The sequence below is a fragment of the Stenotrophomonas pavanii genome (assembly GCF_900101175.1).
Taxonomy (GTDB): domain Bacteria; phylum Pseudomonadota; class Gammaproteobacteria; order Xanthomonadales; family Xanthomonadaceae; genus Stenotrophomonas; species Stenotrophomonas pavanii.
This window is the reverse complement of the sequence record NZ_FNFQ01000005.1, coordinates 127916-153610: the sequence shown is the minus strand read 5'-3', so window position 1 is coordinate 153610 and position 25695 is coordinate 127916. Positions and strand designations below refer to the sequence as shown.

Here is a 25695-nt window from a genome sequence, read left to right as displayed (position 1 = left end):
GAGATGACCATGACGATCCATTCCACCCTGCTGGCCAGTGCGGTGCTGGCAGTGCTGTCCCTTTCCACAGCGCAGGCCGCGCAGCCGCTGCAGGCGGCCCGCGCGGGCGATCAGGTGCCTGCCGCCCTGGTGGCCGCGCCGCTGCCCACCGATGACAGCGAACACGCGCCGCTGGCGTTCGCCTGGGCGCTGGACCCGGCACAGCCGCTGCAGGCAGCCACGCCGTACGCCTCGGTCAGCCGCAGCTACTGGCAGCAGGTCGATGGCACGCAGCTGCAACGCGGCCTGGACCTGCCGCTGACGGCCGCCGATGCGGTGATCCAGCTGAGCCCGGCCGAAGGTGCCCGCGCGCTGCCGGCCAATACCCTGCAGGTGCGCGACCCGGCCGGCCGCAGCAGCGTGGCGCGCAGTGTCGATGCGCGCGCGCTGCAGGAGGCCGGCATGCCGGTGAAGGATGGCAGCAGCATGCTGCGCACCGGCGCGACAAGTGCCGCCGGTGCGTACACGCTGCAGAGCGCACAGGCACAGGGCCGCTACGTGGTGCAGGTGCTCGAGCCGAACAGCCCGCTGCGGCTGGAAGTGCAGGCCAACCAGGCACAGGTGCTGGCCGGTGGCAGCGTGCAGCTGCAGGCACGCCTGCTGGAAGACGGCGCCACCACCGCCCAGCTGGCATCGCGGCGTAGCGGCCTGGGCGGTGAAGCGCTGCTGGTGGCACCGGACGGACGCAGCTGGCCGCAGCGGCTGCTGCGCACCACCGATGGCGCCCTGCGTGCGCAGGTGCGAATTCCGTCCGACGTCGGCAGCGTGCAGGGGCTGTGGGAGTTGCAGGTGTTCGCGCAGGCCGATGGCGTGCTGCGCGATGGCAAGGTCGCCTTCGCGGTGGCGCGGCCGACCGCGCGTTTCAGCGGCCAGGCGGCACCGGACCCGGCCAGCCGCCAGGTGGCGCTGCCGCTGCAGGTGGCCGCAGCCGGTCGCTACGAGGCGCGTGGCACGTTGTATGCCACCGGTCGCGACGGCCAACTGAGGCCGGTCGCGCAGGGGCATGCAGCGGCGTGGTTCGATGGCCCCGGCGCGGGCCAGCTGGTGCTGCCGTTCGACCAGGCCGCATTGCCGGCGGGCTTCGGCGCACCCTATGAGCTGCGAGACCTGCAGCTGCAGGACCAGAGCCGGATGGCACCGATCGAGTCGCGCGCGCTGGCGCTGAAGTTCTGAGCAAGGGTGCAGCGGGCCGGAACCTCCGGCCCGCTGCATTGCATCCTGCAGAGCCGAGCCCATGCTCGGCTGCCGTTTGCTGTGATCACGAGCCGCCGAGCGTGGGGTCGGCTCTACAACGGCATGTCGATTACCCCGCGTACGCGGTCAGCCGGCCTTCCTGCTCGCACACGGTGATCGCGCCCCCGAATACCGCCGACAGCGGCGTGCTGCGCAGCAGCTCGGCGCGGGTACCGTCGGCCTGTACGCGGCCGTCGCGCAGCAGCACCACCCGCTCGATCTCGGGAATGATCTCTTCGATGTGGTGGGTCACCAGCACCAGGGTGATGCCCTGCTGCGCCAGTACCCGCATGGTCGCCACCAGCTGCTCGCGCGCGACCAGGTCCAATCCGGTGGACGGTTCGTCCAGCAGCAGTGCCTGCGGCCGGTTGACCAGCGCGCGGGCGATCAGCACGCGGCGGGTCTCGCCGGCCGACAGCTCGGCGTAGGCGCGTTCACGCAGGGACAGGGCGCCGGTCATCGCCAGCGTTTCGCCGACGCGGGCGCGCATGTCGTCGGTCACCTCGCGGAACGCGGGCACCACGTAGCTGGCGAAGAAGCCGGACAGCACCGCCTGCTCCACGGTCAGCCCCGGCATGTCGGCCAGGTTGCTGCTGAGGTCACCGGTGACGATGCCCAGCTGCGAGCGCAGCCGGTCCACCTGCCAGCGGTTCTGGCCCAGCACCTTCACGGCCACCGAGCCGTCGCCCAGCGCCAGCGGGTACAGCTCGCGGGTGATCAGCTTGATGAAGGTGGACTTGCCGCAGCCGTTGGGCCCGAGCAGGGCGGTGTGCTGGCCCTGCGCGATGCGCAGGCTGAGCCCGTGCAGCACCTTTACCTGGCCGCGCACCACGGTGGCGCGGTCCAGTTCGATCAACGGGGGCGGCTCCGCGACGGGCGGGGCAGCGGTGATGGCGCTGGTGCGTGGATCAAGGCTCGACAACTCGGGTCCCCAACTGTGAACGGTGCCACGGATGGCGATGCGATACACCGCCGTAGGGATGCAGTTTGCAACGCAAGCGCCCATCATGTCTGCCATCCCCGCGTCGATCCGGAGAGCTGCCATGCCTGATGCCCTGATGTCCCTGTTGACCGGTGGTGTGCTCGGCCTGGGCGGGTGGGCCCTGCTGGCGGTGCTGCTGGTCTTCACCCAGATCACCATCTTCTCGGTGACCCTGTACCTGCATCGCAGCCAGGCCCATCGCGGGGTCGATTTCCACCCGGCGCTGGCCCATGTGTTCCGCTTCTGGCTGTGGCTGACCACCTCGATGATCACCCGGGAATGGGTGGCGATCCACCGCAAGCACCACGCCAAGGTGGAGACTGAGGACGACCCGCACAGCCCGGTCACCCGTGGCATCGGCAGGGTGTTCTGGCACGGCGTGGAGCTGTACCGGGAGGCACGCGCCATGCGCGCGGACATCGAGCAGTACGGGCGCGGCACCCCGGACGATGCGATCGAGCGCCACCTGTATACCCCGCACGCCACGCTGGGCCCGGTGCTGCTGCTGGTGATCAACAGCGTGCTGTTCGGCCTGCCGGGCGTGGCGTTGTGGGCGATCCAGATGGCGTGGATCCCGTTCTGGGCCGCCGGCGTGGTCAACGGCCTGGGCCACTGGTGGGGATACCGCAACTACGAGTCGGCCGATACCTCCACCAACCTCACGCCGTGGGGGTTCTGGATCGGCGGCGAGGAGCTGCACAACAACCACCATGCCTTCCCCAGTTCGGCGCGCTTTGCGATGCGGCGCTGGGAGTTCGACATCGGCTGGAGTGCGATCCGACTGCTGCAGGCGCTGCGCCTGGCCAAGGTGCTGCGGGTGGCGCCGGCCATGGACGTGCGCCCGAACATCGCCGTGCCCGATGCCGAAACCCTGAAGGCGCTGCTGTCGCATCGCTTCCAGGCGATGACGGATTACCAGCGCAACGTGTTCATGCCCGCCCTGCGCGAGGAAGCCGCGCAGGCTGGAGCCAAGCTGCGCCGCCTGTTGCCGCGCCGGCTGCGCCGCGGCCTGGTCAATGATGGCCGCTGGCTGAAGCCGGATGGGCGTGCCCAGCTCAGCGCCTGGGTGGCACAGCGCCCGCGCATCCGCACCCTGGTCGAGTACCGCGCGCGGTTGGCGGCACTGCTGGAGGCGCGCGGCCACGATGCTGCCGAGCGCCTGCATCAGCTGCAGGCCTGGTGCCGCGAGGCCGAGGAAAGCGGTATCGCCGCGCTGCAGGCCTACGCCGCACGGTTGAAGGGCTACAGCCTGGTGGGCGCGTGAGGGCAGGGCACGGGCTTCTGCTGGCGCTGCTGCTGCCGGGCGTGGCGCTGGCCCAGGTCACCGACACCGCCAGCTATCTGCAGCGGATGGACAGCGATGGCGACGGCCGGGTGAGTGAATCCGAGTACGTGCAGTGGATGCTGTATGCCTTCGACCACATGGACCGCAATGGCGACGGAGTGCTGAGCGCCGACGAGCTGCCCGGCGGCAAGGGCAGGGCGATCAGCCGTGAGCAGCAACGGCAGGTGATCGTGCAGCGCTTCCACAAGCAGGATGCCAACGGTGATGGTTTCCTGGACGCCCGTGAGCTGTCCGCGCCGCCGCGTTGAGCGGGCGTAGAATCACCCCATGCCCGAACTACCCGAAGTCGAAACCACCCGCCGCGGCCTGGCGCCGCACCTGCAGGGCCGGCGCGTGCATGGCGTGATCCTGCGCCGCGCCGACCTGCGCTGGCCGATTCCGCCGGAAGTGGCCGAGCTGCTGCCGGGGCAGCGCATCGAAGACATCCGCCGCCGCGCCAAGTACCTGCTGCTGGATACCGCCATCGGCAGCGCGGTGCTGCACCTGGGCATGTCCGGCAGCCTGCGCGTGCTGCCCGGTGATACTCCGCTGCGCGCGCACGATCACGTCGACATCAGCCTGGACAACGGCCGCCTGCTGCGCTTCAACGACCCGCGCCGCTTCGGCAGCCTGCTCTGGCAGCCGGCCGGCGAGATCCACCCGCTGCTGCAGGGGCTGGGCCCGGAGCCCCTGGACGATGCCTTCGACGGCGATTACCTGTTCGCCCGCAGCCGGGGCCGCAGTGCGCCGGTGAAGACCTTCCTGATGGACCAGGCGGTGGTGGTGGGTGTCGGCAACATCTACGCCGCCGAGAGCCTGTTCAAGGCCGGCATCAGCCCGCTGCGCGAGGCCGGCAAGATCTCGCGCGAGCGCTACCAGCGGCTGGCCGACGCAGTGAAGGAGATCCTGGGCTACGCGATCACCCGCGGCGGCACCACCCTGCGCGATTTCATCAGCCCCGATGGTGCGCCGGGCTACTTCGAACAGGAACTGCTGGTGTACGGCCGTGACGGGCTGCCGTGCCCGAACTGCGGGCGCGCGCTGAAGCACGCCACCATCGGCCAGCGCGCCAGCGTCTGGTGCAGCCACTGCCAGCGCTGAGCCGGGCAGCCAGCGGCAGCTGAACGGGCAGGGCGCGTCTCCGCTGCCCGTTAACGTTTGTCTGCCTATCATGGCCGACCTTCCTCCCTGTGCCTGACGCGCCTGCATGCAACGACGCGACTTCATCCGCAATGCCTCCCTCGCCCTGGCTGCATTCGGCCTGCCGTCCCTGCCCGCGTGCGCGGCCAGCCGGAACGGCCAGATGGGCCTGCGCCGCCTCGGCCAGCCGCAGCCGTTCGATTTCGCCACCCTGAAGGGCCAGGCGCGCGCGTTGGCGCAGGCGCCCTACAAGAGCCACAAGCGGGTGCTGCCGGGCCGCCTGGAGGGCCTGGACTGGGACCAGTACCAGTCGATCGGCTACCGCCAGGACCATGCGCTGTGGGCCGACCAGCCCGGCAAGTTCCAGGCCAAGTTCTTCCACCTGGGCCTGTACTTCCATTCGCCGGTGCGCATGTTCGACGTGGTCGACGGCAAGGCGCAGGAGCTGGCCTATGACGGCGCGGCGTTCAACTACGGCAAGAGCGGCATCAAGGATGGCGAGCTGCCGGCCGACCTCGGCTTCGCCGGTTTCCGCCTGAACACCCGCAAGGATACTGACCGCGACTTCGCCGCCTTCCTCGGCGCCAGCTATTTCCGCGCGGTCGGCAAGGAAGGCCAGTACGGCCAGTCCGCGCGTGGCCTGGCGATCGATACCGGGATGGGCAAGCCGGAGGAATTCCCGGATTTCATCGCCTACTACCTGGAACAGCCGTCGGCAGATTCGGACACGATCGTGGTCTACGGCCTGCTGGATTCGCCCAGCGTGGCCGGTGCCTATCGCTTCGCGATCACCAACGGTGACGTGCTGCTGATGGACATCGACAGCGCGCTGTACCCGCGCAAGCCGATCGAGCGGCTCGGCATCGCACCGTGCACCAGCATGTACCAGGTGGGCGAGAACGACCGCCGCATGGGCTGGGACTGGCGCCCGGAGATCCACGATACCGACGGCCTGTCGCTGTGGACCGGTGCCGGCGAATGGATCTGGCGCCCGCTGCTGAACCCGCGCAACCTGCGCTTCAACATGTTCGTGGACCGCAACCCGCGCGGCTTCGGCCTGCTGCAGCGCGACCGCAACTTCGACCACTACCAGGATGACGGCGTGTTCTACGAGAAGCGCCCGTGCCTGTGGGTGGAGCCGAAGGGCGAATGGGGCGAGGGCTCGGTGCAGCTGGTGGAGATTCCCACCGTGGACGAGACCTTCGACAACATCGTGGCGTTCTGGAATCCGAAGGAGAAGCCGCAGCCCGGCCAGGAGCTGCTGGTTGGCTACCGCCTGTACTGGGGCGCCGAGCCGCCGGCACGTCCGCCGCTGGCGCACTGCGTGGCCAGCCGTACCGGCCTGGGCGGTGTGGTCGGCAAGAAGCGCGAGTATTTCAGCTGGCGCTTCGCGGTGGACTTCGAAGGCGGCGAACTGGCCAGACTGATCGACAAGGCCGAGGTCGAGGCGGTGGTGGAAGCCAGCCGGGGCCGGGTCGAGATCGTGTCGGCGCGGCCGCTGCGCGAGATCAACGGCTATCGCGCGATGTTCGACCTGGTGCCGCCGGAAGGCAGTACCGAGCAGATCGACATCCGCCTGTTCCTGCGCAGTGGCGGCAAGACCCTGACCGAGACCTGGCTGTACCAGTACACCCCGCCGCCGGCCGGAGCGCCGGAGCGCACGTTGTACTAAGAGGGGTGCGGGTTTGCAGGGCTTGCAGCCCTGCACCTGCCGGGGCCAAAGCCACCGCAACAGCCGAAGCAGACGCTGGTTTCCTGAGGGTAGGCGGGGTGGGTCCGGTGGCGGGAGACGCCGTAAACCCGTCCATGGGGGCTTGGCCGCGGCATTCATGCCGCGGACGCCCCCGCCACCGGCCCGCCATCCCACGGAATGCGGCTCTGGCTTTGGCCGTTGCCGTTGCCGTTGCTTCTGCAGGTGCAGGGCTGCAAGCCCTGCAAAAGAACACCCTTTACAGCGGCAGGGGCGCCTGCGCCGGGTCGATCCGCCCTTCACCGCGCGTGATCTTCTTGAACTCCGCACGGCTGACCGACACGTAGCGGTCGTTGCCACCGATCTCCACCTGCGGGCCGTCCTGCACGGCGTGGCCATGCTCGTCCACGCGCACGGTCATGGTCGCCTTCTTGCCGCTGTGGCAGATGGTCTTGATTTCCTGCATCTCGTCGGCCCAGGCCAGCAGGTACTGGCTGCCCTCGAACAGTTCGCCGCGGAAGTCGGTGCGCAGGCCGTAGCACAGCACCGGAATGCGCAGCTGGTCGACCACCTCGCTGAGCTGCCAGACCTGGGCGCGGGTCAGGAACTGCGCCTCGTCCACCAGCACGCAGCCCATCGGCCCGTTTTCCGCAAGGTCCTGCTCTACCCAGCGCTGCAGGTCGGTGTCGCGGTCGAAGGCCATGCCCTCGGCGCGCAGGCCGATCCGCGAGGCAACCACGCCGGCGCCGGCCCGGTCGTCCAGGCGCGGCGTCAGGATCGCCACCCGCATGCCGCGCTCGCGGTAGTTGTGTGCGCTCTGCAGCAGGGTGGTGGTCTTGCCGGCGTTCATCGCCGAGTAGTAGAAGTAGAGCTTGGCCATCGGCCGATTGTACGCCGCCGCCCCCACTGGCCGAAGCTGTTCAGCAAGCCTGCCGGCCGCCCGCTGTGGTTGTCCCGCCCGCCCGCTACAATCCCCATTCCATGCACGGTCTCAATCCCCCCCAAGCTGCCGCGGTCCTGCACATCGAAGGCCCGTTGCTGGTGCTCGCCGGCGCCGGCAGCGGCAAAACGCGCGTGATCGTGGAGAAGATCGCCCACCTGATCAGCTGTGGCCGCTACCCGGCGCGCCGCATCGCCGCGATCACCTTCACCAACAAGTCGGCCAAGGAAATGCGCGAGCGCGTGGCCAAGCGCCTGCGCGAGCAGGACGCCGATGAAGTGACCATCTGCACCTTCCATGCGCTGGGCCTGAAGTTCCTGCAGATCGAGCACGCTGCCGTGGGCCTGAAGCGTGGTTTCTCGATCTTCGATGCCGATGATGCCGCCGCGCAGATCAAGGACCTGATGCACGGGGCCAAGCCCGATGACATCGAGGACATGAAGAACCTGGTGTCGCGTGCGAAGAACGCCGGCCTGTCGCCCGAGCAGGCGATGGCCGCCGCGCGCAGCAACCGCGAGAAGGAAGCGGCCAGCGTCTACGAGCGTTACCAGCTGCGGCTGACCGCGTTCAACGCGGTCGACTTCGACGACCTGATCCGTCTGCCGGTGCAGATCCTGGAAGAGAACCCGGAGATCGCGCTGGCCTGGCGCGAGCGCATCGGCTACCTGCTGGTGGACGAATGCCAGGACACCAACGACGCGCAGTACCGCCTGCTCAAGCAGCTGGCCGGCGAGAAGGGCAACTTCACCTGCGTGGGGGACGATGACCAGTCGATCTACGCCTGGCGCGGGGCCAACCCGGAAAACCTGCAGCAGATGGGGCGCGATTACCCCGCCCTGGAGATCATCAAGCTGGAGCAGAACTACCGCTGCTCCAACCGCGTGCTGCGCGCGGCCAATGCGCTGATCGCCAACAACCCGCACGAGCACCTGAAGAAACTGTGGAGCGACCAGGCCGACGGCGAGCGCATCCGCGTGTGGGAATGCCGCAACAGCGAGCATGAAGCGGAAAAGGTCGCGGCCGAGATCGCCTTCGTGGCGCAGTCGCGCAAGGTGCCGTGGAGTGATTTCTGCATCCTGTTCCGCGGCAACTTCCAGTCGCGGCCGCTGGAAAAAGCGATGCAGCTGCTGCGCATCCCGTACCACCTGACCGGCGGCACGATGTTCCTGGAGCGCCAGGAAGTGAAGGACACGCTGGCCTGGCTGCGCCTGCTGGTGAACCCGGACGACGACACCGCGTTCATGCGCGCGGTGCAGTCGCCCAAGCGCGACGTGGGGGCCGGTACGCTGGCCAGGCTGGCCGAGCTGGCGCAGGAAAAGGACATGCCGATGGCGCATGTGGCCGAGACCATCGGCGCCCTGCAGCAGTTGCCGCCGCGCGCGGCCAACAGCCTGGCGCGCTTCACCGACATCCTGCGCGACCTGCGGGCACAGATGCGCCAGGTGACGTCCGGCGACATGATCCGCAAGGTGGCCAAGGAATCGGGCCTGCTCAGCGAACTGCGCCAGCAGGCCAAGGAAGAGGCCAGCTACCAGCGCCGCGCCAACAACATCGAGGAACTGGCACAGTGGTTCGAGGGCGGCCCACGCGGTGCCACCGCCGCCGACCTGGCCGGCCAGCTGGCGCTGCTGTCGCGCAGCGACAAGGACGAGGGCGGCAACCAGGTGCGCATGATGACCCTGCATGCCTCCAAGGGCCTGGAGTTCCCCTATGTGTTCATCGTCGGCTGCGAAGACGGCGTGCTGCCGCACCAGGTCAGCCTGGATGAGGGCAACCTGCAGGAAGAGCGCCGCCTGCTGTACGTGGGCATCACCCGCGCCAAGATCCAGTTGTGGATGAGTTACAGCAAGCTCACCCGCAAGTTCGGTGAGCATGTACGGCTGAAGCCCAGCCGGTTCTTCGAGGAAATTCCGGCCGAGGAGATCCAGCGCGATGGTGCCGATCCGGTCGCCGATGCGGCGCGCAAGAAGGAGCGGGCGACGGCGGGGTTGGCGGCGATCGAGGCGTTGTTCGATTGATCCGGCACCCCGGCTCACGGCCTTACAATCGGTTTTCCCATTGGAGATCCGCGCGTGCATCCCATTGAAAGCGAACGCCTGCGCCTGCGCCGGATCGATCCTGACCGCGACGCGGTGCCGATGCTGGCGTTGTTGAATGACCCCGGCTTCCTGCGTTTCATCGGTGACCGCGGCGTGCGTACGGCGCAGGAGGCACGCGACTACGCCACGGCGCGGGTGCTGCCGGCTTATGCGCTGCACGGCTACGGGATGTACGCCATCGAGCGCTTGTCCGATGGCGCGTGGCTGGGCAACGCCGGGCTGGTGCGGCGCGATGGCCTGCCGGGACCGGATATCGGCTATGCGTTGCTGTCCGAATTCGCCGGGCAAGGCTATGCCGGTGAGGCGGCGCGGGCGGTGTTTGCCTATGCGCGTGGCGAGCTGGGCCTGCGCGATCTGTATGGCATCACCGACCTGGACAACGTGGTGTCCGGAAAGATCCTGCTGGGCCTGGGCATGCAGGAGCGCGGGGTGGTCCAGCTGCCGGGCGTGGACAGCCCGAGCCGGCTGTATGCCACGCCGGGTGCGGCCGACGTCGGGTAGTGCCGGCCGCTGGCCGGCAACCAGGCATGACCAGATGCCGGCCAGCGGCCGGCACTACCGCCGCATGTCGACGCTCAACCGCGCAGTTCGGCCAGCTGCGCCTGCAGTTCGGCCACGGCTGCTTCCAGCTGGGCCACGCGCTCGGCCAGGCCCGGCTCGGCCGCGTCGCTGCTGCCGCTGCTGCTGGCGTACTTCGCCGCCAGCGCCGCACCATCCACTTCACCGCACAGCAGGTGCATGTAGCGGTCTTCGCGCTGGCCACTGGCACGCGGCAACACCACCAGCAGCGCGCGCTGCTGCAGGCGCTCGATGGCATGGCGGGCTTCGTCGGTGTCGGCGAAGCGGTGCAGGCGCTCGCTGCGCGTGACCAGCTCGCCCAGCGTCTGCGGCCCGCGCAGCAGCAGCAGCGCCAGCAGCACGGTCTGCTGCCGGGTCAGGTCCAGCGCTGCCTGCAGGCGGTGCTCGTAGCGGTCTGCCCGCGAGGAGAAGTGCTGGCGGGCCAGCCCCAGCGCCTCCAGCTGGCGCAGCGCGTGCTGCACCGTGCCGGCATCAACGTTCATCACCGGCTCGCGGGCGGTCTTCTGGTTGGCGGCCGATTGGGCGGCGTTGACCGTCAGCGGGTAGGTGTCCGGCGTGGTCGCCTCCTTCTCCACCAGGCAGCCCAGCAGGCGGGCCTGCACGGCGTCGAGCAGGGGGACGTCGGGGGTCTGGCTGGAATCGGTCATGGCGGCCTCCGGAAGGGCAACGGGTCAACCGCCAAGCATAGCCGTCCCGGGGCCGCCTTTGCCGGTAAAATGCGCCGGTATATCTGATTGCCGGTGAATCCATGCGTCGTCCCGTTTCCCTGTCCCTGACCCTGCTCGCTACCGCGGCGCTGGGCCTGTCCGCCTGCAAGCGCGTGGAGGCGCCTGCCGCCGAAGCCGCTGCCCCGCAGGCGCCCGCTGCCGCTGCCAAGGCCGAAGGCGCGCTCGATGCCACGGCCAACGACAACCTCAATGCGGTGCTGTGGATGCAGCGCGCGCAGGAGTACAAGGCGATCACCGAGCAGACCTACCGTGCCGCCGCCGACCATCTGGATGTGGCGCTGAAGGAAGCCCATTGGGATGCGCTGGTGCCGGAAGAGCGCGGCAACGATGCCAAGGGCCTGAAGCCGGCGGTGGTGCTGGACGTGGACGAAACCGTGCTGGACAACTCGCCCTACCAGGCGCGCCTGGTGCGCGATGGCAAGGAATACGACGAGCTGAGCTGGGACCAGTGGGTGGCTGAAAAGAAGGCCAAGGCCATTCCCGGCGTGGTTGATTTCGCCAAGGCCGCCAACGCCAAGGGCGTGACCCTGCTGTACATCTCCAACCGCGCCGTGCACCTGAAGGACGCGACGCTGGCCAACCTGCGCGAGCAGGGCCTGCCGGTGGCCGATGACAGCGTGTTCCTGGGCCTGGGCACGGTGGTGCCGGGGTGCGAGCAGGCCGGCAGCGAGAAGAACTGCCGACGCCGCCTGGCCGGGCAGAAGTACCGCGTGCTGATGCAGTTCGGCGACCAGCTGGGTGACTTCGTCGAAGTGACCGCCAATACCAATGAAGGCCGCGACGCGCTGCTGCAGCAGTATCACGACTGGTTCGGCGAGCGCTGGTGGATGCTGCCCAACCCGACCTACGGCGGCTTCGAGCCGGCGCAGTTCAACAACGACTACAGCCAGTCGCGCCAGGCCCGCCACGACGCCAAGCGCGCCGCCCTGGACTACGCCCCGTGAGCCGCGCACCGCTGCCGCTGCGCGATGACGAGCGCCTGATCTTCGCACTGGACGTGCCTGATCGCGTGCAGGCACTGGACTGGGTCGATCGCCTCGGTGACAGCGTGGCGTTCTACAAGATCGGCATGGAACTGCTCGCCTCCGGCGAGTACTTCCAGGTGCTGGACGAGCTGGCCCGCCGCGACAAGCGCGTGTTCGTCGACCTCAAGTTCTTCGACATTCCAGCCACCGCGGCGGCGGTGATCAAGCGCCTGTCGCAGTGGCCGGTCAGCTACGCCACCATCCATGGCTGGCACCCGGCGATGATGGAGGCCTGCGCGGCCGCCAACAGCAGCGACATGCGCCTGCTGGCGGTGACCGTGCTGACCTCGATGGGGCGCGCCGATCTGGCGCAGATGGGCATCGACCGCGAGCCGGTGGACGTGGTGGTCGAACGCGCATTGGCCGCCCAGGCAGCGGGCGTCGATGGCGTGATCGCCTCGGGCCAGGAGGCTGCACCGATCCGCGCCGCGACCGGTAGCGGGTTCTCGATCGTCTGTCCGGGTATCCGCCCCGGTGGTCCGGCTGGCGATGACCAGAAGCGCACCGTCGGCGTGGCCCAGGCCTTTGCCGATGGCGCCGATGCCATCGTGGTCGGTCGCCCGATCCGTCTGGCGGCCGATCCGCAAGCGGCAGCGCGGGCGATCCAGCAGGAAATCGCGTCGGCTCTGGCTGCACGCTGAGCCCACTGCTGACGCCGGTCACGCCGGCACCACGAACGCCATTCCGATCCATGCGGGATGGCGTTCGCATTTGTCGGCCTGCGACTGTCGCAGGCAGCGCATTGCGCCGAAACTGTGCGCGCGTTCGCGCTGCAGGCTTCATCCCTGCTCCCCAATCGATGCACCGGCACGGACCGCGGCCGCGCCGGTTCTAATCATTGATAGAGGAGTACAGGGATATGTATCGCAGCACCTCTTTGTTCATCGGCCTGTTGTTGGCCGCGTCCGCCGTACCCGCCTTCGCTGCGCCACAGGTGCGCGATGCGCCGCGCGTGATCGGCGGCGAAGCGGCACTCGCCGGCGAGTACCCGTTCATGGTCAGCATCCAGGGCATCTTCGACGGCGATTCGGATCATGACCGCCACTTCTGCGGCGGAACGCTGATCTCACCGTCCTGGGTGCTCACCGCCGCGCACTGCCTGCAGGGCGAGCAGCCGATGGGGTTGGCGGTGCTGGGGGGCCAGGCCACGCTCTCCACCGGTGCCGCGCCGCGACCGTCCAACGTCAAGGCGATCCACGTCCATCCGGCCTTCAACAGCGGCAATTCGCTCGAACACGACGTTGCCCTGGTCCAGCTGAGCGCGCCCCTGGAGGGCGCACAGCCGGTGGCACTGCGGCTGCGGCCCGACGCCAGCTACCTCAAGCCGGGCCGTGAGTTCACCGTGATCGGCTGGGGCGACACCGACATCGGCGATGGCCGGATCTACCCCACCCAGCTGCAGACCGCGCAGGTACCGTTCGTGTCCTTCAGCGACTGCCAGCAGGCCTACGGCGGTGAACTGTCACGCGGCAAGGTGATCTGCGCCGGCCGTGAAGGCGTGGACAGCTGCCAGGGCGATTCCGGTGGCCCGCTGCTGCTGCGCCTGCGCGAGGGCTGGACCCAGTTCGGCATCGTCAGCTGGGGCGAGGGGTGCGCGCTGGCCGGCTATCCCGGGGTTTATGCCCGAATCGCCGAAAAACATGCCGTAGATTTCATTGAGGCGGTTTGGCAACGAGACTGATCCATTAAAATCAAATAGATACGACGCATTACGTAAAGTGTTGCCTTAACTTGGGCGGCAGCGTAGGATCGCCGCCATCCGGTCCTTGACCGGACATGCGCCACAACACTGTCCTCCGGCCTCGTGCCGGCTTGAAGAGCCTGCGATCCCCGTGATCCGGGCTCTTTTTTTTATCCCGGTGGCGGCTCTGGGGTCAGATTCCTTCTGCCTGCGGGCAGAAGGGATCTGACCCCCGTGGTTGGAAACCGTGACCGCACGGCTTGCCGCTGTCACGTCGCAGGCCGCAAGATGCGGGCCGGTCCGGGGAGTCCGAGTGCATGAGCGTGGCGGTGCGAGGAAGGTCTGCGCGTGGGTGGGGGCTGGCAGCCATGCTGCTGCTGGTCGTGGCGGCGTGCCGCGAGCCTGGCAACGATCCGGCCAGGCCGGCGGCCGAGCCGGTGGCGGCCGTGCAGGCGATGGCATTGCGCTTGGCCGACGATGATCTGGTCGGCTACGCAAAGCTGTCGGTACCGCCAGGCCAGTACCAGCGCCTGCAGCAGGCCTGGGCCGAGGGACACAGCCAGTGGCCGCTGACCGAACTGCCGCTGGGTGACCAGCTGCTGCCGATGCTGGCCGCACTGCGCAAGCCCGGGGCCAGCGCCGAGCTGCAGCGCAGCTTCGACCGCCAGCTGGCCGGCCAGGCCAGTGCCGTGCGCCAGGCTGCACAGTCGATGGGCAACTTCGGCGTGCAGTACCTGCGCCATCAGAAGGGCTACACGCCCGGCCAGCAGGCGCACTACATCGCACTGGTGGAAACCCTTGCCGTCTGGGCGCAGGGCGCGCCGATCAGCGACCGCGCCCGTGCACGCAGCACCATCGCCGCGCTGGTCGGCGCGGCCGGCAAGGTCGGCTTCGATGACGAGGCGGGCCTGCAGGCCGCTGGCATGGAAGGCAGCCTGCAGCAGCTGGCGCCGTTCATCCACACCCTCAAGGCGGTGCTCGGCAGTTACGGGCTGGGCGTGGACGACGCGCTGCGCAGCGTGCGTGGCGAGCTGCTCTCGGTGGAGGGCGACAACGCGCTGGTGCGCCTGCACTACGACCTGGCCGGCCGTGAGATGAGCCTGCAGCTGCCGCTGAGCCGCCGCGAAGGCCACTGGTACCTGACCCGCACCCTGGCCGACACCGATGCGCTGCTGCGCAAGGCCGACGCGGCCCGCGCTGCGGCCTCGCCGTCGCCGGCTGAGGCCCCTGCCGGGGGTGGGGAAGCAGCAACGCCGCCGCCTAAGCCATAATGGCGCCGATGTCGAAACAGAACCCGCTGCCGTTCCCCGGCGAAGAATCCCAGTCGACGCTCGCCGATACGGTGCCGGCGTCCCCCTCGACCGGTACCGGCCCGAACCCGGTACCGCCGCCCGCGCACGCGCGCCCGGCCGGCCGCCGCCCGCTGTGGGCGCGCCTGCTCGGTCGCCTGGTCGAGCCGTGGCTGTCGCTGAAGATCGAACCGGAAGACCCGGGCCAGTACAACGATGGCCGTCCGGTCATGTACGTGCTGGAAGACTACGGCCTGTCCAACGCGCTGATCCTGGACAAGGCCTGCCGCCAGGCCGGTCTGCCGTCGCCGCTGGTGCCGCTGGCCGGTGATCCGACCGGGCGCAAGCGCGCCTACCTGGCGCTGTCGCGGCGCAGTTCCAGCAATTCGCTGATTCCCGAGCAGCGCGGCGCCAAGACCCACTCCGATTCGCTGGCCAAGGTCCTGCAGGCGCACCGCGTGCGCGATGACCTGGACGTGCACCTAGTGCCGGTGTCGATCTTCGTCGGCCGCGCGCCGGACAAGCAGAGCGGCTGGTTCGCGGTGCTGTTCTCGGAAAACTGGGCGCTGGTCGGCCGCTTCCGCCGCCTGCTGGGCCTGCTGCTGAACGGGCGCAATACCATCGTGCGCTTCGCCCCGCCGATCTCGCTGCGCAGCACCGTGGACGAAGGCCTGGAGCCGGAACGCACGGTGCGCAAGCTGCAGCGCGTGCTGCGCACCCATTTCCGCCGCATCCGTGAATCGGTCATCGGCCCCGACCTGTCGACCCGGCGCCTGCTGGTGGACCAGGTGCTGGCCGCCGAGCCGGTGCGCGAAGCGATCGCCGCACAGGCCAAGCGCGACAACTCGAAGCCAGCCGATGCCTGGAAGAAGGCGCACGCCTACGCCTGGGAAATCGCAGCGGACTATTCCAGCCCGGTAGTGCGCTCGGCCAGCTTCATGCTCAGCCACGTGTGGAACCGCATCTATGCGGGCGTGCTGGTGCACCACCTGGACAAGTTCAAGGCCGCCGCGCCGGGCCACGAAGTGGTCTACGTGCCCAGCCACCGCAGCCACATGGACTACCTGCTGCTGTCCTACCTGCTGTACGACCGTGGCATCGTGCCCCCGCACATCGTGGCCGGCATCAACCTGAACCTGCCGGTGGTCGGCACCCTGCTGCGCAAGGGCGGTGCGTTCTTCATCCGGCGCTCGATCCGTGGCAACGCGCTGTACTCGGCGGTGCTCAGTGAATACGTGGCGCAGCTGGTGGCCGGCGGCTATTCGCTGGAGTACTTCGTCGAAGGTGGCCGCTCGCGCACCGGCCGCCTGCTGCAGCCCAAGGGCGGCATGATCTCGATGACGCTGCGCGCGTTCCTGCGCCAGCCGCGCAAGCCGGTGCTGTTCCAGCCCATCTACATCGGCTACGAGAAGCTGATGGAAGGCGGCAGCTACCTGGACGAACTGTCCGGCCGGCCGAAGGAAAAGGAATCGATCTGGTCGCTGCTGTGGGGCATCCCCAAGGTGCTCAAGCAGAACTACGGCCAGGTGGTGGTGAACTTCGGCGAGCCGATCGCGCTGAACGACGTGCTGGCCGAAAAGGCGCCGGAATGGAAGGGCGAGGCAGTGTCCGAGGACGAGAAGCCGGCCTGGCTGTCGACCACCGTGGATACGCTGGCCGAGCGCATCCAGGTGCGCATCAACGGCGCCGCCGACGTCAATCCGATCAACCTGCTGGCACTGGCGCTGCTGTCCACGCCGAAGCACGCGATGGGCGAGGCCGACCTGATCGCGCAGATCGAGCTGTGCAAGACCCTGCTGGCCGAGATGCCGTACTCGGACCGGGTGACGGTGACGCCGCATTCGCCGGAACGGATCATCGCCCACGCCGAGGAAATCAACGTCCTCACCCGCATCAAGCACCCGCTGGGCGATGTGCTCAGCGTCAGCGGCGACACCGCGGTGCTGCTCAGCTACTTCCGCAACAACGTGGTGCACCTGTTCACCGCCTCGTCGTGGGTGGCGTGCTGCTTCCAGAACAACCGCCGCATGAGCCGCACCGGCCTGGTGCAGCTGGGGCGCACGGTCTACCCGTTCCTGCAGGCCGAGCTGTTCCTGCCCTGGAGCGAGGACGAGTTCGCCCAGCGCATCGACCGCACCATCGACGTGTTCGTGCGTGAGGGCCTGCTGCAGAACGTCAACGATGACGATGGCGGCATCCTGGCGCGCAACACCGGGCAGACCGACGAGGTGTTCCGCCTGCGTGCGATCGGCCATTCGCTGCAGCAGGCGTTCGAGCGCTACTACATCGCCATTTCGGTGCTGGTGAAGAACGGCCCGGGCGTGCTTGGCGCCGCCGAGCTGGAGAGCCTGTGCCAGCAGGCCGCGCAGCGCCTGAGCCTGCTCTATGCACCGGCCGCGCCGGAGTTCTTCGACAAGGCCCTGTTCCGCGGTTTCATCCAGAAGCTGCGCGAACTGCGCCTGGTGTGGCCGGACGAGAACAGCAAGCTGCTGTTCGACGAGCGCCTGGACGCCTGGGCCAAGGACGCCAAGTTCATCCTGGGTCGCGAGCTGCGCCACACCATCGAGCGGGTCAGCCCGGAAGCGGCCCGCCCGGACGAGCCTGCGCCGCAGGATTGAAGGCAGCGCCGGGTCCTGCCCGGCGAACGGCATGCCAACCCGGGGGGGCACTACCGGGGCCAAGCAGTAGATCCACGCCATGCGTGGATGGCCACCGCTCAGGCCGGCTCGTCAGGAATCTGCAGGCTTTCCAGCTTGGCGATGCAATCCTTCAGCTGCAGCTTGCGCCGCTTCAGGCGCTTGGCTTCCAGCTCATCCTCGCCGTTGGCGGCCATGCGGGTGATCTGTTCATCCAGCAGGCGGTGCTCGGCGCGCAGGGCAGCGAGGCGTTCGACGATCTCGGCGGGGTCGTAGGTATCCACGGCTTCGAGGATACACAGCGTTGATGACCGCCGGGAGAGGGGAATCCCGACTCCCGGCCGGGGCCGCTCCGAGCCGTTAGAATGGACCCCATGAGTGCCGTGATTTCTCTTCCCGATCCCCCGCCGCGCACCGCCCGCGATCCGCGCGTGGCCGAACGCGAGCAGCACAAGCTGGCCAAGCGCCTGCGCCGCCAGGTGGGCGAGGCGATTGCCGACTTCGGCATGATCGAGGCCGGCGACAAGGTGATGGTCTGCCTGTCCGGCGGCAAGGACAGCTACACCCTGCTGGATCTGCTGCTGCAGCTGCAGAAGAAGGCACCGGTGCCGTTCGAGCTGGTGGCGGTGAACCTGGACCAGAAGCAGCCGGGCTTTCCCGAGCACATCCTGCCGGAGTACCTGGCCGGGCTGGGCGTGCCGTACCACATCATCGAGCAGGACACCTATTCGGTGGTCAGCCGGGTCATCCCGGAAGGCAAGACCATGTGTTCGCTGTGCTCGCGCCTGCGGCGTGGTGCGCTGTACCACTACGCCGAGACCCACGGCTTCACCAAGATCGCGCTGGGCCACCATCGCGACGACAGGGTGGCCACGTTCTTCATGAACCTGTTCCACCACGCCAAGCTGGCGAGCATGCCGCCGAAGCTGCGCAGCGATGACGGCAGGCACGTGGTGATCCGGCCGCTGGCGTACGTGCGCGAGAGCGACATCGTCGAGTACGCGCAGGCACGCCGGTTCCCGATCATTCCCTGCAACCTGTGCGGCAGCCAGGAGAACCTGCAGCGCCGCCAGGTCGGCCTGATGCTGAAGCAGTGGGAAAAGGACCACCCGGGCCGCATCGAGCAGATCGCGCGTGCCCTGGGCGACGTCCGGCCCTCGCAGCTGGCCGACAGCACGCTGTTCGACTTCATGTCGCTGGGCCGTGGCGACGACGCGCCACTGCCCGACGCCCATGCCTGGCTGGCCGGTACCCCGGCTGACGCCGACGCAGATCCCGAGACGCCCGCCGTTTAAGGTCGGTCGCCCTTCCTCTTTGCCATCCGGAATTCCATGTTCTTTCGCAACCTGACGTTCTTCCGTTTCCCGACTACGACCGATTTTTCCGAAGTCGATACCCTGCTGCCGCATGCCGTGCTCAAGCCCGTGGGCGCGCTGGAAATGAACTCGCGTGGCTTCATCTCGCCGTTTGGCCGCGAGGAGAAGGAACTGCTGTCGCACCGCATCGCCGAACACCTGTGGCTGACCGTGGGCGGCGAGGACAAGATCCTGCCGGCGGCGGTGGTCAACGACCTGCTCGAGCGCAAGCTGGAGGAGATCGAGGAGAAGGAAGGCCGCCGCCCCGGTGGCCGCGAGCGCAAGCGCATGAAGGACGACCTGCTGCATGAACTGCTGCCGCGCGCCTTCGTGAAGTCCTCGCGCAACGACGCCTTCATCGACCTGCAGCACGGCTACGTCGCAGTGGATACCTCCAGCCGCAAGACCGGCGAGTACTTCATGTCCGACATCCGCGGCCTGCTCGGCAGCTTCCCGGCGATGCCGCTGAACGCTGAAGTCGCGCCGCGTTCGATCCTGACCGGCTGGATCGCCGGTGAGCCGCTGCCGACCGGGCTGAGCCTGGGCGAAGAGTGCGAGATGAAGGATCCGGTCGAAGGCGGTGCGGTGGTCAAGTGCCAGCACCAGGAACTGCGCTGCGACGAGATCGACAAGCACCTGGACGCGGGCAAGCAGGTGACCAAACTGGCGCTGATCTTCGAGGACAACCTGTCGTTCGTGATCGGCGACGACCTGATCGTGCGCAAGCTGAAGTTCCTCGACGGTGCCCTGGACCAGCTGGAGCATGCCGACGAAGACGGCCGCCGCGCCGAGTTCGACGCCCGCTTCGCCCTGCAGAGCGCCGAGATCCGCCGCCTGTTCCTGTTGCTGGAAGACGCGTTCAAGCTCAGCAAGGCTGACTGAACACGCGCCTCATGGGCCGCCGGTCATCCGGCGGCCCGAAGCAGCGCTATGCTGGGTGCATGAGCCGTCTGCTGCGCCGCCTGATCAGCCCGACCCCGCCCGCCACCGTGCAGCGCGACACCGTTCGCCTGCGCCTGGAGGATGCCGAGATCGAGGTACTGCGCGTGCGCGATCCGCGGGCACGCCGGATCAAGTTGAGCGTGGACGAGCGCGGCGCACGCCTGACCCTGCCGCCGCGGGCCAGCCTGGTAATGGGCGAGCGCTTCCTGGAGCAGCACCGCGACTGGCTGGCGCTGCAGTTGCGCCAGTACCAGGGCCAGGGCCTGCCGGCCCCACTGCAGCCGGGCGAAGCCGGCGTGCTGCCCCTGCGCGGCGAACTGCTGCCGCTGCGCTGGCAGGAAGGCCGCTACGCGCGGCTGGAGATCGATGAGCACGGCGCCTGCGTGCAGTGGCCGACCCGGGGCGGCGATGCGACCCTGCGCCGCCTGCTGCGCGAGTTCTACGAAGCCCAGACCCGCGCCGATGTCGGCCGCTGGCTGCCCAGGTACCTGCCCACCCTGCCACGCGCACCCAGCCGCCTGCGGCTGAAGGTGATGTCCTCGCAATGGGGCTCGCTCGCCCCCGATGGCAGCATGGCACTGGACCTGGCACTGGTGCTGGGCCGCCCCGAAGCGTTCGAGTACGTGCTGGTGCACGAACTCTGCCACCTGATTCAGCCCAATCACTCGCCGGCGTTCTGGCATGAAGTGGAACAACGCTTCCCGGACTGGCGGCAACAGCGCGACTACTTCCAGCTCGAAGGGCGCCGCTTGAAAGCCATGCTCCGCCAGCTGTTGTAGAGCCGAGCCGATGCTCGGCTGACGCGCGTAGCGCGGATATTCAGCCCTCGCGATCAACAGCAGCCGAGCATGGCTCGGCTCTACAAAAGCGCGCGCAGCGCGCGACCCGCTCCTGCTCTTCCTTCTTTCTTTCTTCCGTGATGGGCACACAGGAAACTGTCCGTGGCCGGGCGGGGTGGGTTGCGCAGGGGCGTGAGCCGCATGGATGCGGCGACCGAGCTTACAAGGACGTACTTGCAGCGACCCCTGCGCAATCCACCCCGCCCGGCCGAGCACGGCTTCTGATTTGAACGACCCACCACGAGGGGCTCAGCCGTTGGCCGGAACCCTCATCCCGCGCGCAACGCCGCCGCTGTCGCCCAGCGTGCCGCCACCCGCGGTGCGGTGATGCACACCGCCTGGTCGGTCACCGTCGTCACCGCGCGCTCCAGCAGCTGGATGTCGGCCTCGTGCTGGCGCGCCACATGCGGGTCCTCGAAGAAGATCGCGCGCTGGCAGCGGCCCTCCAGCACGCGATCGGCAATCTGCGCGTCGCCACCCATCGGGCCACTCTGGTACCGCGTCACCCACGGCGTATCGCTGGGCCACCCCCGGCTCCACGCCAGCTCGTTCAGGCGTTGGCCGGTGGTGCCGGTGGCAACGCGCTGACCAAAGCGTGCCAGCACATCGAAGTGTTCATCGGCAAAGGCCAGCATCGCCGGCTTCATTGCATCATGCGCGATCAGCGCCAGCGTCTGTTCCTGGAACGCATGCAGGTCGTCGGCACCGGCATCGGCCGCCAGCCCGGCGTGGATGCGCTCCACTTCGATCCAGTCGCGCGCGGTGGCCACGGTTGAGATGAACGGCTTGCCGTGGATTACACACTGCCGCTTGAGCGCAGTGGCTTCCGGAAACACCGAGGAAGGATCGACCGGGTCGATCAGGTAGATCGCGCCGTCCAGGGTGCGCTCCGGTCCCATGCCGACCACTTCGGCCACCAGCTTCATCAGGCCACCTTCGCGGCCGTAGGGATACCGGTGCAGGCCGCCGTACCCGGCCAGGAAGCCCTGCCGCGCGATGGCGTCGTGGGTGCGCCCGACCGCATGCAGTGACACCCCCAGCTCCCGCAGGCCCGCCTCGCTGGCACGCAGCCAGCGGAACAGCGCAGCGCGTGCATCGTGGTGATGGAGACGGTTGGCGGCCAGGCCGATACGCATCGAGCGCTCCGTAGGGACGGGTAGAAGCGGCAGTGTATGTCGCCATCCGCCGATGCGGATGTTTTTCCAATTTTTCTCATTGTGGCGGAAGCCTGCCCCGCTAGCGTGGCTGGCAGCGGTACCGCTGCGCGGCCGTGGTTCCTGCCCGCGAAATGAGGACGCCTACCGTGAATGCCGCCGGCCGCCGCGCCGTCGCCGCTGTCATGACAATGCTGCTGCTGCCCGGCGTCGCCACTGCGTCCAGCTGCACAAGCCCGTTGCAGGTGGCATGGCGCTCCGATCGGCCGCCGCTGTCCTACAGCGTGCAGGGCGACCTTGCGGGATTGGCTGCAGACTATCTGCCGCTGCTGGGCGAGCCGGCGGCGACGGATGCCAGGCCTCTGGCTGCCGCGGCGCTCACCGAGGGCCAGGTGCCGGCCGGCACCCAGGTGCTGTTGGGGTGGCCGCAGGCGCAGCTCCCCGCCGGATGGGTGGCCAGCAGGGCCTACCTGGAGGTGCCACAGGTGATCGTGCGGCGCGAGAGCGCGGCAGCCGTGCTGGGGCTGGAGGACCTGCGTGGGCGCAGCGTGGCCAGTCCGGACCGGCTACCGCTGGAGGCACTGCTGGCCGAGCAGGCCCCGGGCGCGCAGCTGCTGGCCCCTGCGCCGCTGGACCATGCGCTGTCACTGCTGCGCGCCGGGCTGGTCGATGCCGTGATCGCCAATCTTGCTGAAGTCGAAGCCGCGCTCCGTGCCGGGCCGGGTGACCCGCTGGTGATCGCCGCACCGGCGGGCTTCGGTGATGCCCTGGTGGTGGCAGCGGTGCCGGCCTGTGCCGGGGTGATCGCTGCCTTCGACCAGCAGTTGCGGCAGGAGGACGACGCGCATCGCGCATCCGAGCACAGCGCGTGGCGGCCGGAGCGGCCACGGGCACAACCCGCCGGCGCGACGCTGCGTTGGCTGGTGCCGGCGTCGCTGGTCCTGCTCGCGCTCGCGCTGGTCCATGCCTTTGGCTATTGGCGCGTGCATCGTGAGAGCACCCGCCGGCGCGTGCTGGAGCAGCGCTTGCAGGAGGTCACCGCGAACCTGCCGGCGGTGGTCTACCAGGCCCGCCGCTCGGCGACCGGGCACTACAGCCTGACCCAGATCGCCGGTGATGTGCAGGCGCTGTTCGGGGTGAGCGTGGAGACCGCGCGGATCGATCACTTCCAGCTGCTGGCCGCCGTCCATCCCGACGACCGCAGCCGGGTGATGGCCTGCATCGAAGCTGCCGCGTTGGCGCGCGGCCCGATCGACGTCACTTTCCGCACCCGGTCGGCGCAGGGCTGGCGCTGGGTCCGCTCGCAGGGGCGCCCGTTGCCGTGCGATGACAGCAGCGTGGAGTGGAGTGGTTACTGGATGGACGTCAGCGAAGCACAGGCGCGGGCGACGGCGCTGGCCGATGCACGCCGCGCAGCCGAGCAGGCGGCGCTGGCCAAGAGCCATTTCCTGGCGACCATGAGCCACGAGATCCGCACGCCGATGAGCACCCTGCTGGGCATGCTGGAGCGGTTGGCGGGCGGGCCGCTCGACGCGGGCCAGCAGCAGGTGCTGGGCACGGTGGCGGATGCGGCGCAGATGCTGCGGCAGATCCTCGACGACGTGCTGCACAGCCAGCGCCTGCAACCCGCCCCGCTGCAGCTGCGCCCGACCGACCTGGCGGCGATGGTGCGGGCGGTGCAGCAGCTGCTGGCGCCGGTCGCGAGCAGCCGGGGCCTGCAACTGCACAGCGAGATCGACCCGGCATTGCAGGCCTGGTCGCTGGCCGATGGGCTGCGCCTGCGGCAGGTCCTGTTCAACCTGGCCGGCAATGCACTCAAGTTCACCCTGCAGGGGTGCGTGGTGTTGCAGGTCCGCGTGCTGCAGCAGCGCGAGGGCGGCCAGCAGCTGCGCCTGCAGGTGACCGACACCGGCGTGGGCATCAGCGTGGAACGGCAACAGGCGGTGTTTGCCGCCTACGAGCAGGCCGAGGCGTCGACCACGCGCCGCTTCGGCGGCAGTGGCCTGGGGCTGTCGATCTGCCGCGAGCTGGCGACGTCGATGGGCGGGCGCCTCCACCTGCGCAGCGTGCCCGGCAAGGGCACCACCGTGTGGCTGGAGCTGGACCTGGCGGCCTGTGCGGCCCCCGCGGCGGGACCGGCGACGGCACGGGCCGCGCAACGACCGCTGCCACCGGCGCGGGTGCTGGTGGCCGAGGATCATCCGACCAACCTGCAGTTGCTGGCACAACGCCTGTGCGAGCTGGGCCTGCAGGTGCACGCCTGCGGCGACGGCCTGCAGGCCTGGGAGGCCTGGCAGGGGCAGCCGTTCGACCTGGTGATCACCGACTGCCACATGCCGCACATGGATGGCTTCGCGCTGGCCCGGGCGATCCGGAGCGACGCCTGCGCCACCCGTGCACGGGTCCCGATCATTGCGCTGACCGCCAGCGTGCTGGAGCGCACCCGTGAGGCCTGCCGTGATGCGGGCATCGACCATTTCCTGGCCAAGCCGCTGGAGGCGCGCGAACTGCGCGCGCTGCTGGACGCGCTGCTGCTGCCTGACTCAGTGCGCCAGTAGGCGGACGATGCTGGCAGCGGCGTCGCGACCTTCGGCCACGGCGGTCACCACCAGATCGGCACCGCGCACCGCATCGCCACCGGCGAACAGGCGCGGGTGCGCGGTCTGGAACGGCAGACGGTCCTTGCCACCGGCGAGGATGCGGCCGTTGGACTGGGCTTCCACGCCCAGTTCGGCCAGCCACGCCGGCACGCTGGGCGAGAAGCCGAAGGCGATGATCACCACGTCCGCCTCCAGCAGCGATTCACTGCCTTCGATCGGTACGGCGTTCTGGCGGCCATTGGCATCGGGTTCGCCCAGCCGCGTTTCGACCACGGTCACGCCGATCACTTCGTCGTCGGCGCCGGCTTCGATCGACAGCGGCTGCCGGTTGAACAGGAAGCGCACGCCTTCTTCGCGCGCATTGGCCACTTCGCGCGCGCTGCCGGGCATGTTGGCTTCGTCGCGGCGGTAGGCACAGGTGACCTTGGCCGCGCCCAGGCGCACGGCGCTGCGTACGCAGTCCATGCCGGTATCACCGCCACCGAGCACCACCACGCGCTTGCCGTTGAGGTCGGGCAGGGCGATGGTGTCTTCCCAGCCGGCAATCGGCCGCCCCTTCGGGTCATCGCCGCCGACGATGCGGCTGTTCTGCACCAGGAACGGCAGTGCCGGCAGCACGCCCTTCAGGTCCTGGCCGTCGAGGCCACCGTCGGTATAACGGTAGGCACCGGTACCGACGAACACGGCATCGTGGGTGTCCAGCAGCTGCTGCACGCTGAGGTCGCGGCCGATCTCCACGCCGAGGCGGAACTGCACGCCCATGCCTTCCAGCACTTCGCGGCGCCGGTGGATCACGTCCTTGTCCAGCTTGAAGCTGGGAATGCCGAACTGCAGCAGGCCGCCGATCTGCTCGTAGCGGTCGTAGACCACCGCGGCAATGCCGGCGCGGGCCAGGCGATCGGCGCAGGCCAGGCCCGCGGGGCCGGCCCCGATCACCGCAACGCTGTGGCCGGTCGGCCGTACCGCGCCTAGGTCCGGGCGCCAGCCACTGGCCAGGGCGGTATCGACGATGTACTTCTCCACCGCGCCGATGGTGACCGCGCCGAATTCCTCCAGCGTGCAGCTGCCTTCGCACAGCCGGTCCTGCGGGCAGACCCGGCCGCAGACTTCCGGCAGCGGGTTGGTGCTGTGGCACAGCGTGGCGGCCTCGTGGATGCGGTTCTCCTGCACCAGCTGCAGCCACTGCGGAATGGCGTTGTGCACCGGGCACTTCCAGCTGCAGTAGGGGTTGCCGCAGTCCAGGCAGCGGCCGGCCTGGTACTGCGCGTCTTCCTTGCCGAACTTTCCGTACAGCTCGCCCCAGTCGCCGGAGGTGCGCAGTTCCACCGGAATGCGCTGCGGCATGGTGCGGGGCAGGTCGAGGAACTGGAAGGCGTGCTTGCGGCTCATGGCGGGCTCTGTGGTGTTTTGCGGTTGCCGG

Annotated in this window: 22 protein-coding genes; 16 read left to right on the top strand and 6 right to left on the bottom strand. The window is 68.9% G+C overall.

Annotation, left to right across the window (positions count from 1 at the left end; all coding sequences use genetic code 11):
- Positions 1-9: 9 nt before the first annotated feature.
- Positions 10-1212, top strand: a complete 1203-nt coding sequence (locus tag BLS66_RS10665) for a DUF4785 domain-containing protein (protein ID WP_074725835.1) — start codon at positions 10-12, stop codon at positions 1210-1212.
- 130 nt (positions 1213-1342) lie between these two features.
- Here BLS66_RS10665 and BLS66_RS10660 read toward each other — a convergent pair whose 3' ends face one another.
- On the bottom strand, positions 1343-2164 hold the full coding sequence (locus BLS66_RS10660) for an ABC transporter ATP-binding protein (RefSeq protein ID WP_057494921.1): 822 nt from the start codon (positions 2162-2164) through the stop codon (positions 1343-1345).
- Between the two features lie 151 nt (positions 2165-2315).
- On the opposite strand from BLS66_RS10660, the gene BLS66_RS10655 reads away from it, so the two are divergent.
- From BLS66_RS10655 to BLS66_RS10640, 4 genes are all read left to right on the top strand, one after another.
- Entirely contained in the window at positions 2316-3518 is a 1203-nt protein-coding gene (locus BLS66_RS10655) for a DesA family fatty acid desaturase (RefSeq protein ID WP_064237364.1), read from the top strand.
- Complete coding sequence (locus BLS66_RS10650) at positions 3515-3847, top strand: EF-hand domain-containing protein (protein ID WP_049468487.1); 333 nt, start codon at positions 3515-3517, stop codon at positions 3845-3847. The genes BLS66_RS10655 and BLS66_RS10650 overlap by 4 nt, the downstream gene beginning before the upstream one ends.
- 19 nt (positions 3848-3866) lie before the next feature.
- Positions 3867-4679: a bifunctional DNA-formamidopyrimidine glycosylase/DNA-(apurinic or apyrimidinic site) lyase gene (mutM, locus tag BLS66_RS10645; protein ID WP_005421105.1), complete on the top strand. Its 813-nt coding sequence runs from the start codon at positions 3867-3869 to the stop codon at positions 4677-4679.
- A gap of 106 nt (positions 4680-4785) precedes the next feature.
- Positions 4786-6390, top strand: a complete 1605-nt coding sequence (locus BLS66_RS10640; RefSeq protein WP_074725834.1) for an OpgD/OpgG family glucan biosynthesis protein — start codon at positions 4786-4788, stop codon at positions 6388-6390.
- Between the two features lie 277 nt (positions 6391-6667).
- Here the strand turns inward: BLS66_RS10640 and BLS66_RS10635 are convergent, their stop codons facing one another.
- Entirely contained in the window at positions 6668-7288 is a 621-nt protein-coding gene (locus tag BLS66_RS10635; RefSeq protein ID WP_049468491.1) for a thymidine kinase, read from the bottom strand.
- 101 nt (positions 7289-7389) lie between these two features.
- Between BLS66_RS10635 and BLS66_RS10630 the strand changes: the two genes are divergently transcribed.
- Both BLS66_RS10630 and BLS66_RS10625 read left to right on the top strand, forming a co-directional pair.
- Positions 7390-9366: a UvrD-helicase domain-containing protein gene (locus BLS66_RS10630; protein WP_049468492.1), complete on the top strand. Its 1977-nt coding sequence runs from the start codon at positions 7390-7392 to the stop codon at positions 9364-9366.
- Positions 9367-9420: 54 nt separating this feature from the next.
- Complete coding sequence (locus BLS66_RS10625; RefSeq protein WP_074725833.1) at positions 9421-9948, top strand: GNAT family N-acetyltransferase; 528 nt, start codon at positions 9421-9423, stop codon at positions 9946-9948.
- Between the two features lie 74 nt (positions 9949-10022).
- On the opposite strand, the gene BLS66_RS10620 is transcribed toward BLS66_RS10625, so the two are convergent.
- Complete coding sequence (locus BLS66_RS10620; protein ID WP_049470542.1) at positions 10023-10673, bottom strand: YceH family protein; 651 nt, start codon at positions 10671-10673, stop codon at positions 10023-10025.
- A gap of 101 nt (positions 10674-10774) precedes the next feature.
- On the opposite strand from BLS66_RS10620, the gene BLS66_RS10615 reads away from it, so the two are divergent.
- The 5 genes from BLS66_RS10615 to plsB all read left to right on the top strand — a co-directional run bounded on the left by BLS66_RS10615 (position 10775) and on the right by plsB (position 17367).
- Positions 10775-11698, top strand: coding sequence for a 5'-nucleotidase, lipoprotein e(P4) family (locus BLS66_RS10615; RefSeq protein ID WP_049470541.1), 924 nt, complete (start codon positions 10775-10777; stop codon positions 11696-11698).
- Complete coding sequence (pyrF, locus tag BLS66_RS10610; protein WP_049470536.1) at positions 11695-12420, top strand: orotidine-5'-phosphate decarboxylase; 726 nt, start codon at positions 11695-11697, stop codon at positions 12418-12420. Before BLS66_RS10615 ends, pyrF begins: the two co-directional genes overlap by 4 nt.
- 218 nt (positions 12421-12638) lie before the next feature.
- On the top strand, positions 12639-13460 hold the full coding sequence (locus BLS66_RS10605) for a S1 family peptidase (protein ID WP_074725832.1): 822 nt from the start codon (positions 12639-12641) through the stop codon (positions 13458-13460).
- Between the two features lie 317 nt (positions 13461-13777).
- Entirely contained in the window at positions 13778-14731 is a 954-nt protein-coding gene (locus tag BLS66_RS10600; protein ID WP_057493723.1) for a hypothetical protein, read from the top strand.
- Entirely contained in the window at positions 14731-17367 is a 2637-nt protein-coding gene (gene plsB / locus BLS66_RS10595; protein WP_057493722.1) for a glycerol-3-phosphate 1-O-acyltransferase PlsB, read from the top strand. Before BLS66_RS10600 ends, plsB begins: the two co-directional genes overlap by 1 nt.
- Before the next feature lie 98 nt (positions 17368-17465).
- On the opposite strand, the gene BLS66_RS10590 is transcribed toward plsB, so the two are convergent.
- Positions 17466-17669, bottom strand: a complete 204-nt coding sequence (locus tag BLS66_RS10590; RefSeq protein ID WP_049470524.1) for a YdcH family protein — start codon at positions 17667-17669, stop codon at positions 17466-17468.
- A 90-nt stretch (positions 17670-17759) separates the two neighbouring features.
- Between BLS66_RS10590 and ttcA the strand changes: the two genes are divergently transcribed.
- The 3 genes from ttcA to BLS66_RS10575 are packed head-to-tail and all read left to right on the top strand — an operon-like array spanning position 17760 to position 20461.
- On the top strand, positions 17760-18680 hold the full coding sequence (ttcA, locus tag BLS66_RS10585) for a tRNA 2-thiocytidine(32) synthetase TtcA (protein WP_176422035.1): 921 nt from the start codon (positions 17760-17762) through the stop codon (positions 18678-18680).
- A gap of 36 nt (positions 18681-18716) precedes the next feature.
- Positions 18717-19622, top strand: coding sequence for a recombination-associated protein RdgC (locus BLS66_RS10580; RefSeq protein ID WP_053461785.1), 906 nt, complete (start codon positions 18717-18719; stop codon positions 19620-19622).
- Positions 19623-19681: 59 nt separating this feature from the next.
- A complete protein-coding gene (locus BLS66_RS10575; RefSeq protein WP_049470515.1) occupies positions 19682-20461 on the top strand; it encodes a M48 family metallopeptidase in 780 nt (259 codons plus the stop codon).
- Positions 20462-20790: 329 nt separating this feature from the next.
- Here BLS66_RS10575 and BLS66_RS10570 read toward each other — a convergent pair whose 3' ends face one another.
- Entirely contained in the window at positions 20791-21657 is an 867-nt protein-coding gene (locus tag BLS66_RS10570) for a methylglyoxal synthase (protein ID WP_049470511.1), read from the bottom strand.
- Positions 21658-21824: 167 nt separating this feature from the next.
- Here BLS66_RS10570 and BLS66_RS10565 point away from each other — a divergent pair, with 167 nt between their 5' ends.
- On the top strand, positions 21825-24233 hold the full coding sequence (locus BLS66_RS10565) for an ATP-binding protein (RefSeq protein WP_074725831.1): 2409 nt from the start codon (positions 21825-21827) through the stop codon (positions 24231-24233).
- Here BLS66_RS10565 and BLS66_RS10560 read toward each other — a convergent pair.
- On the bottom strand, positions 24219-25664 hold the full coding sequence (locus tag BLS66_RS10560) for an FAD-dependent oxidoreductase (RefSeq protein ID WP_049470505.1): 1446 nt from the start codon (positions 25662-25664) through the stop codon (positions 24219-24221). The genes BLS66_RS10565 and BLS66_RS10560 overlap by 15 nt on opposite strands.
- Positions 25665-25695: the final 31 nt, after the last annotated feature.

What these genes read in the sequence shown, in the direction of transcription:
- BLS66_RS10665 (WP_074725835.1), top strand. Translation starts at nt 10, where the DNA reads ATGACGATCCATTCCACCCTGCTGGCCAGTGCGGTGCTGGCAGTGCTG.
- BLS66_RS10655 (WP_064237364.1), top strand. Translation starts at nt 2,316, where the DNA reads ATGCCTGATGCCCTGATGTCCCTGTTGACCGGTGGTGTGCTCGGCCTG.
- mutM (WP_005421105.1), top strand. Translation starts at nt 3,867, where the DNA reads ATGCCCGAACTACCCGAAGTCGAAACCACCCGCCGCGGCCTGGCGCCG.
- BLS66_RS10640 (WP_074725834.1), top strand. Translation starts at nt 4,786, where the DNA reads ATGCAACGACGCGACTTCATCCGCAATGCCTCCCTCGCCCTGGCTGCA.
- BLS66_RS10635 (WP_049468491.1), bottom strand. Translation starts at nt 7,288, where the DNA reads ATGGCCAAGCTCTACTTCTACTACTCGGCGATGAACGCCGGCAAGACC.
- BLS66_RS10630 (WP_049468492.1), top strand. Translation starts at nt 7,390, where the DNA reads ATGCACGGTCTCAATCCCCCCCAAGCTGCCGCGGTCCTGCACATCGAA.
- BLS66_RS10620 (WP_049470542.1), bottom strand. Translation starts at nt 10,673, where the DNA reads ATGACCGATTCCAGCCAGACCCCCGACGTCCCCCTGCTCGACGCCGTG.
- BLS66_RS10615 (WP_049470541.1), top strand. Translation starts at nt 10,775, where the DNA reads ATGCGTCGTCCCGTTTCCCTGTCCCTGACCCTGCTCGCTACCGCGGCG.
- BLS66_RS10605 (WP_074725832.1), top strand. Translation starts at nt 12,639, where the DNA reads ATGTATCGCAGCACCTCTTTGTTCATCGGCCTGTTGTTGGCCGCGTCC.
- BLS66_RS10600 (WP_057493723.1), top strand. Translation starts at nt 13,778, where the DNA reads ATGAGCGTGGCGGTGCGAGGAAGGTCTGCGCGTGGGTGGGGGCTGGCA.
- plsB (WP_057493722.1), top strand. Translation starts at nt 14,731, where the DNA reads ATGGCGCCGATGTCGAAACAGAACCCGCTGCCGTTCCCCGGCGAAGAA.
- ttcA (WP_176422035.1), top strand. Translation starts at nt 17,760, where the DNA reads ATGAGTGCCGTGATTTCTCTTCCCGATCCCCCGCCGCGCACCGCCCGC.
- BLS66_RS10580 (WP_053461785.1), top strand. Translation starts at nt 18,717, where the DNA reads ATGTTCTTTCGCAACCTGACGTTCTTCCGTTTCCCGACTACGACCGAT.
- BLS66_RS10575 (WP_049470515.1), top strand. Translation starts at nt 19,682, where the DNA reads ATGAGCCGTCTGCTGCGCCGCCTGATCAGCCCGACCCCGCCCGCCACC.
- BLS66_RS10570 (WP_049470511.1), bottom strand. Translation starts at nt 21,657, where the DNA reads ATGCGTATCGGCCTGGCCGCCAACCGTCTCCATCACCACGATGCACGC.
- BLS66_RS10560 (WP_049470505.1), bottom strand. Translation starts at nt 25,664, where the DNA reads ATGAGCCGCAAGCACGCCTTCCAGTTCCTCGACCTGCCCCGCACCATG.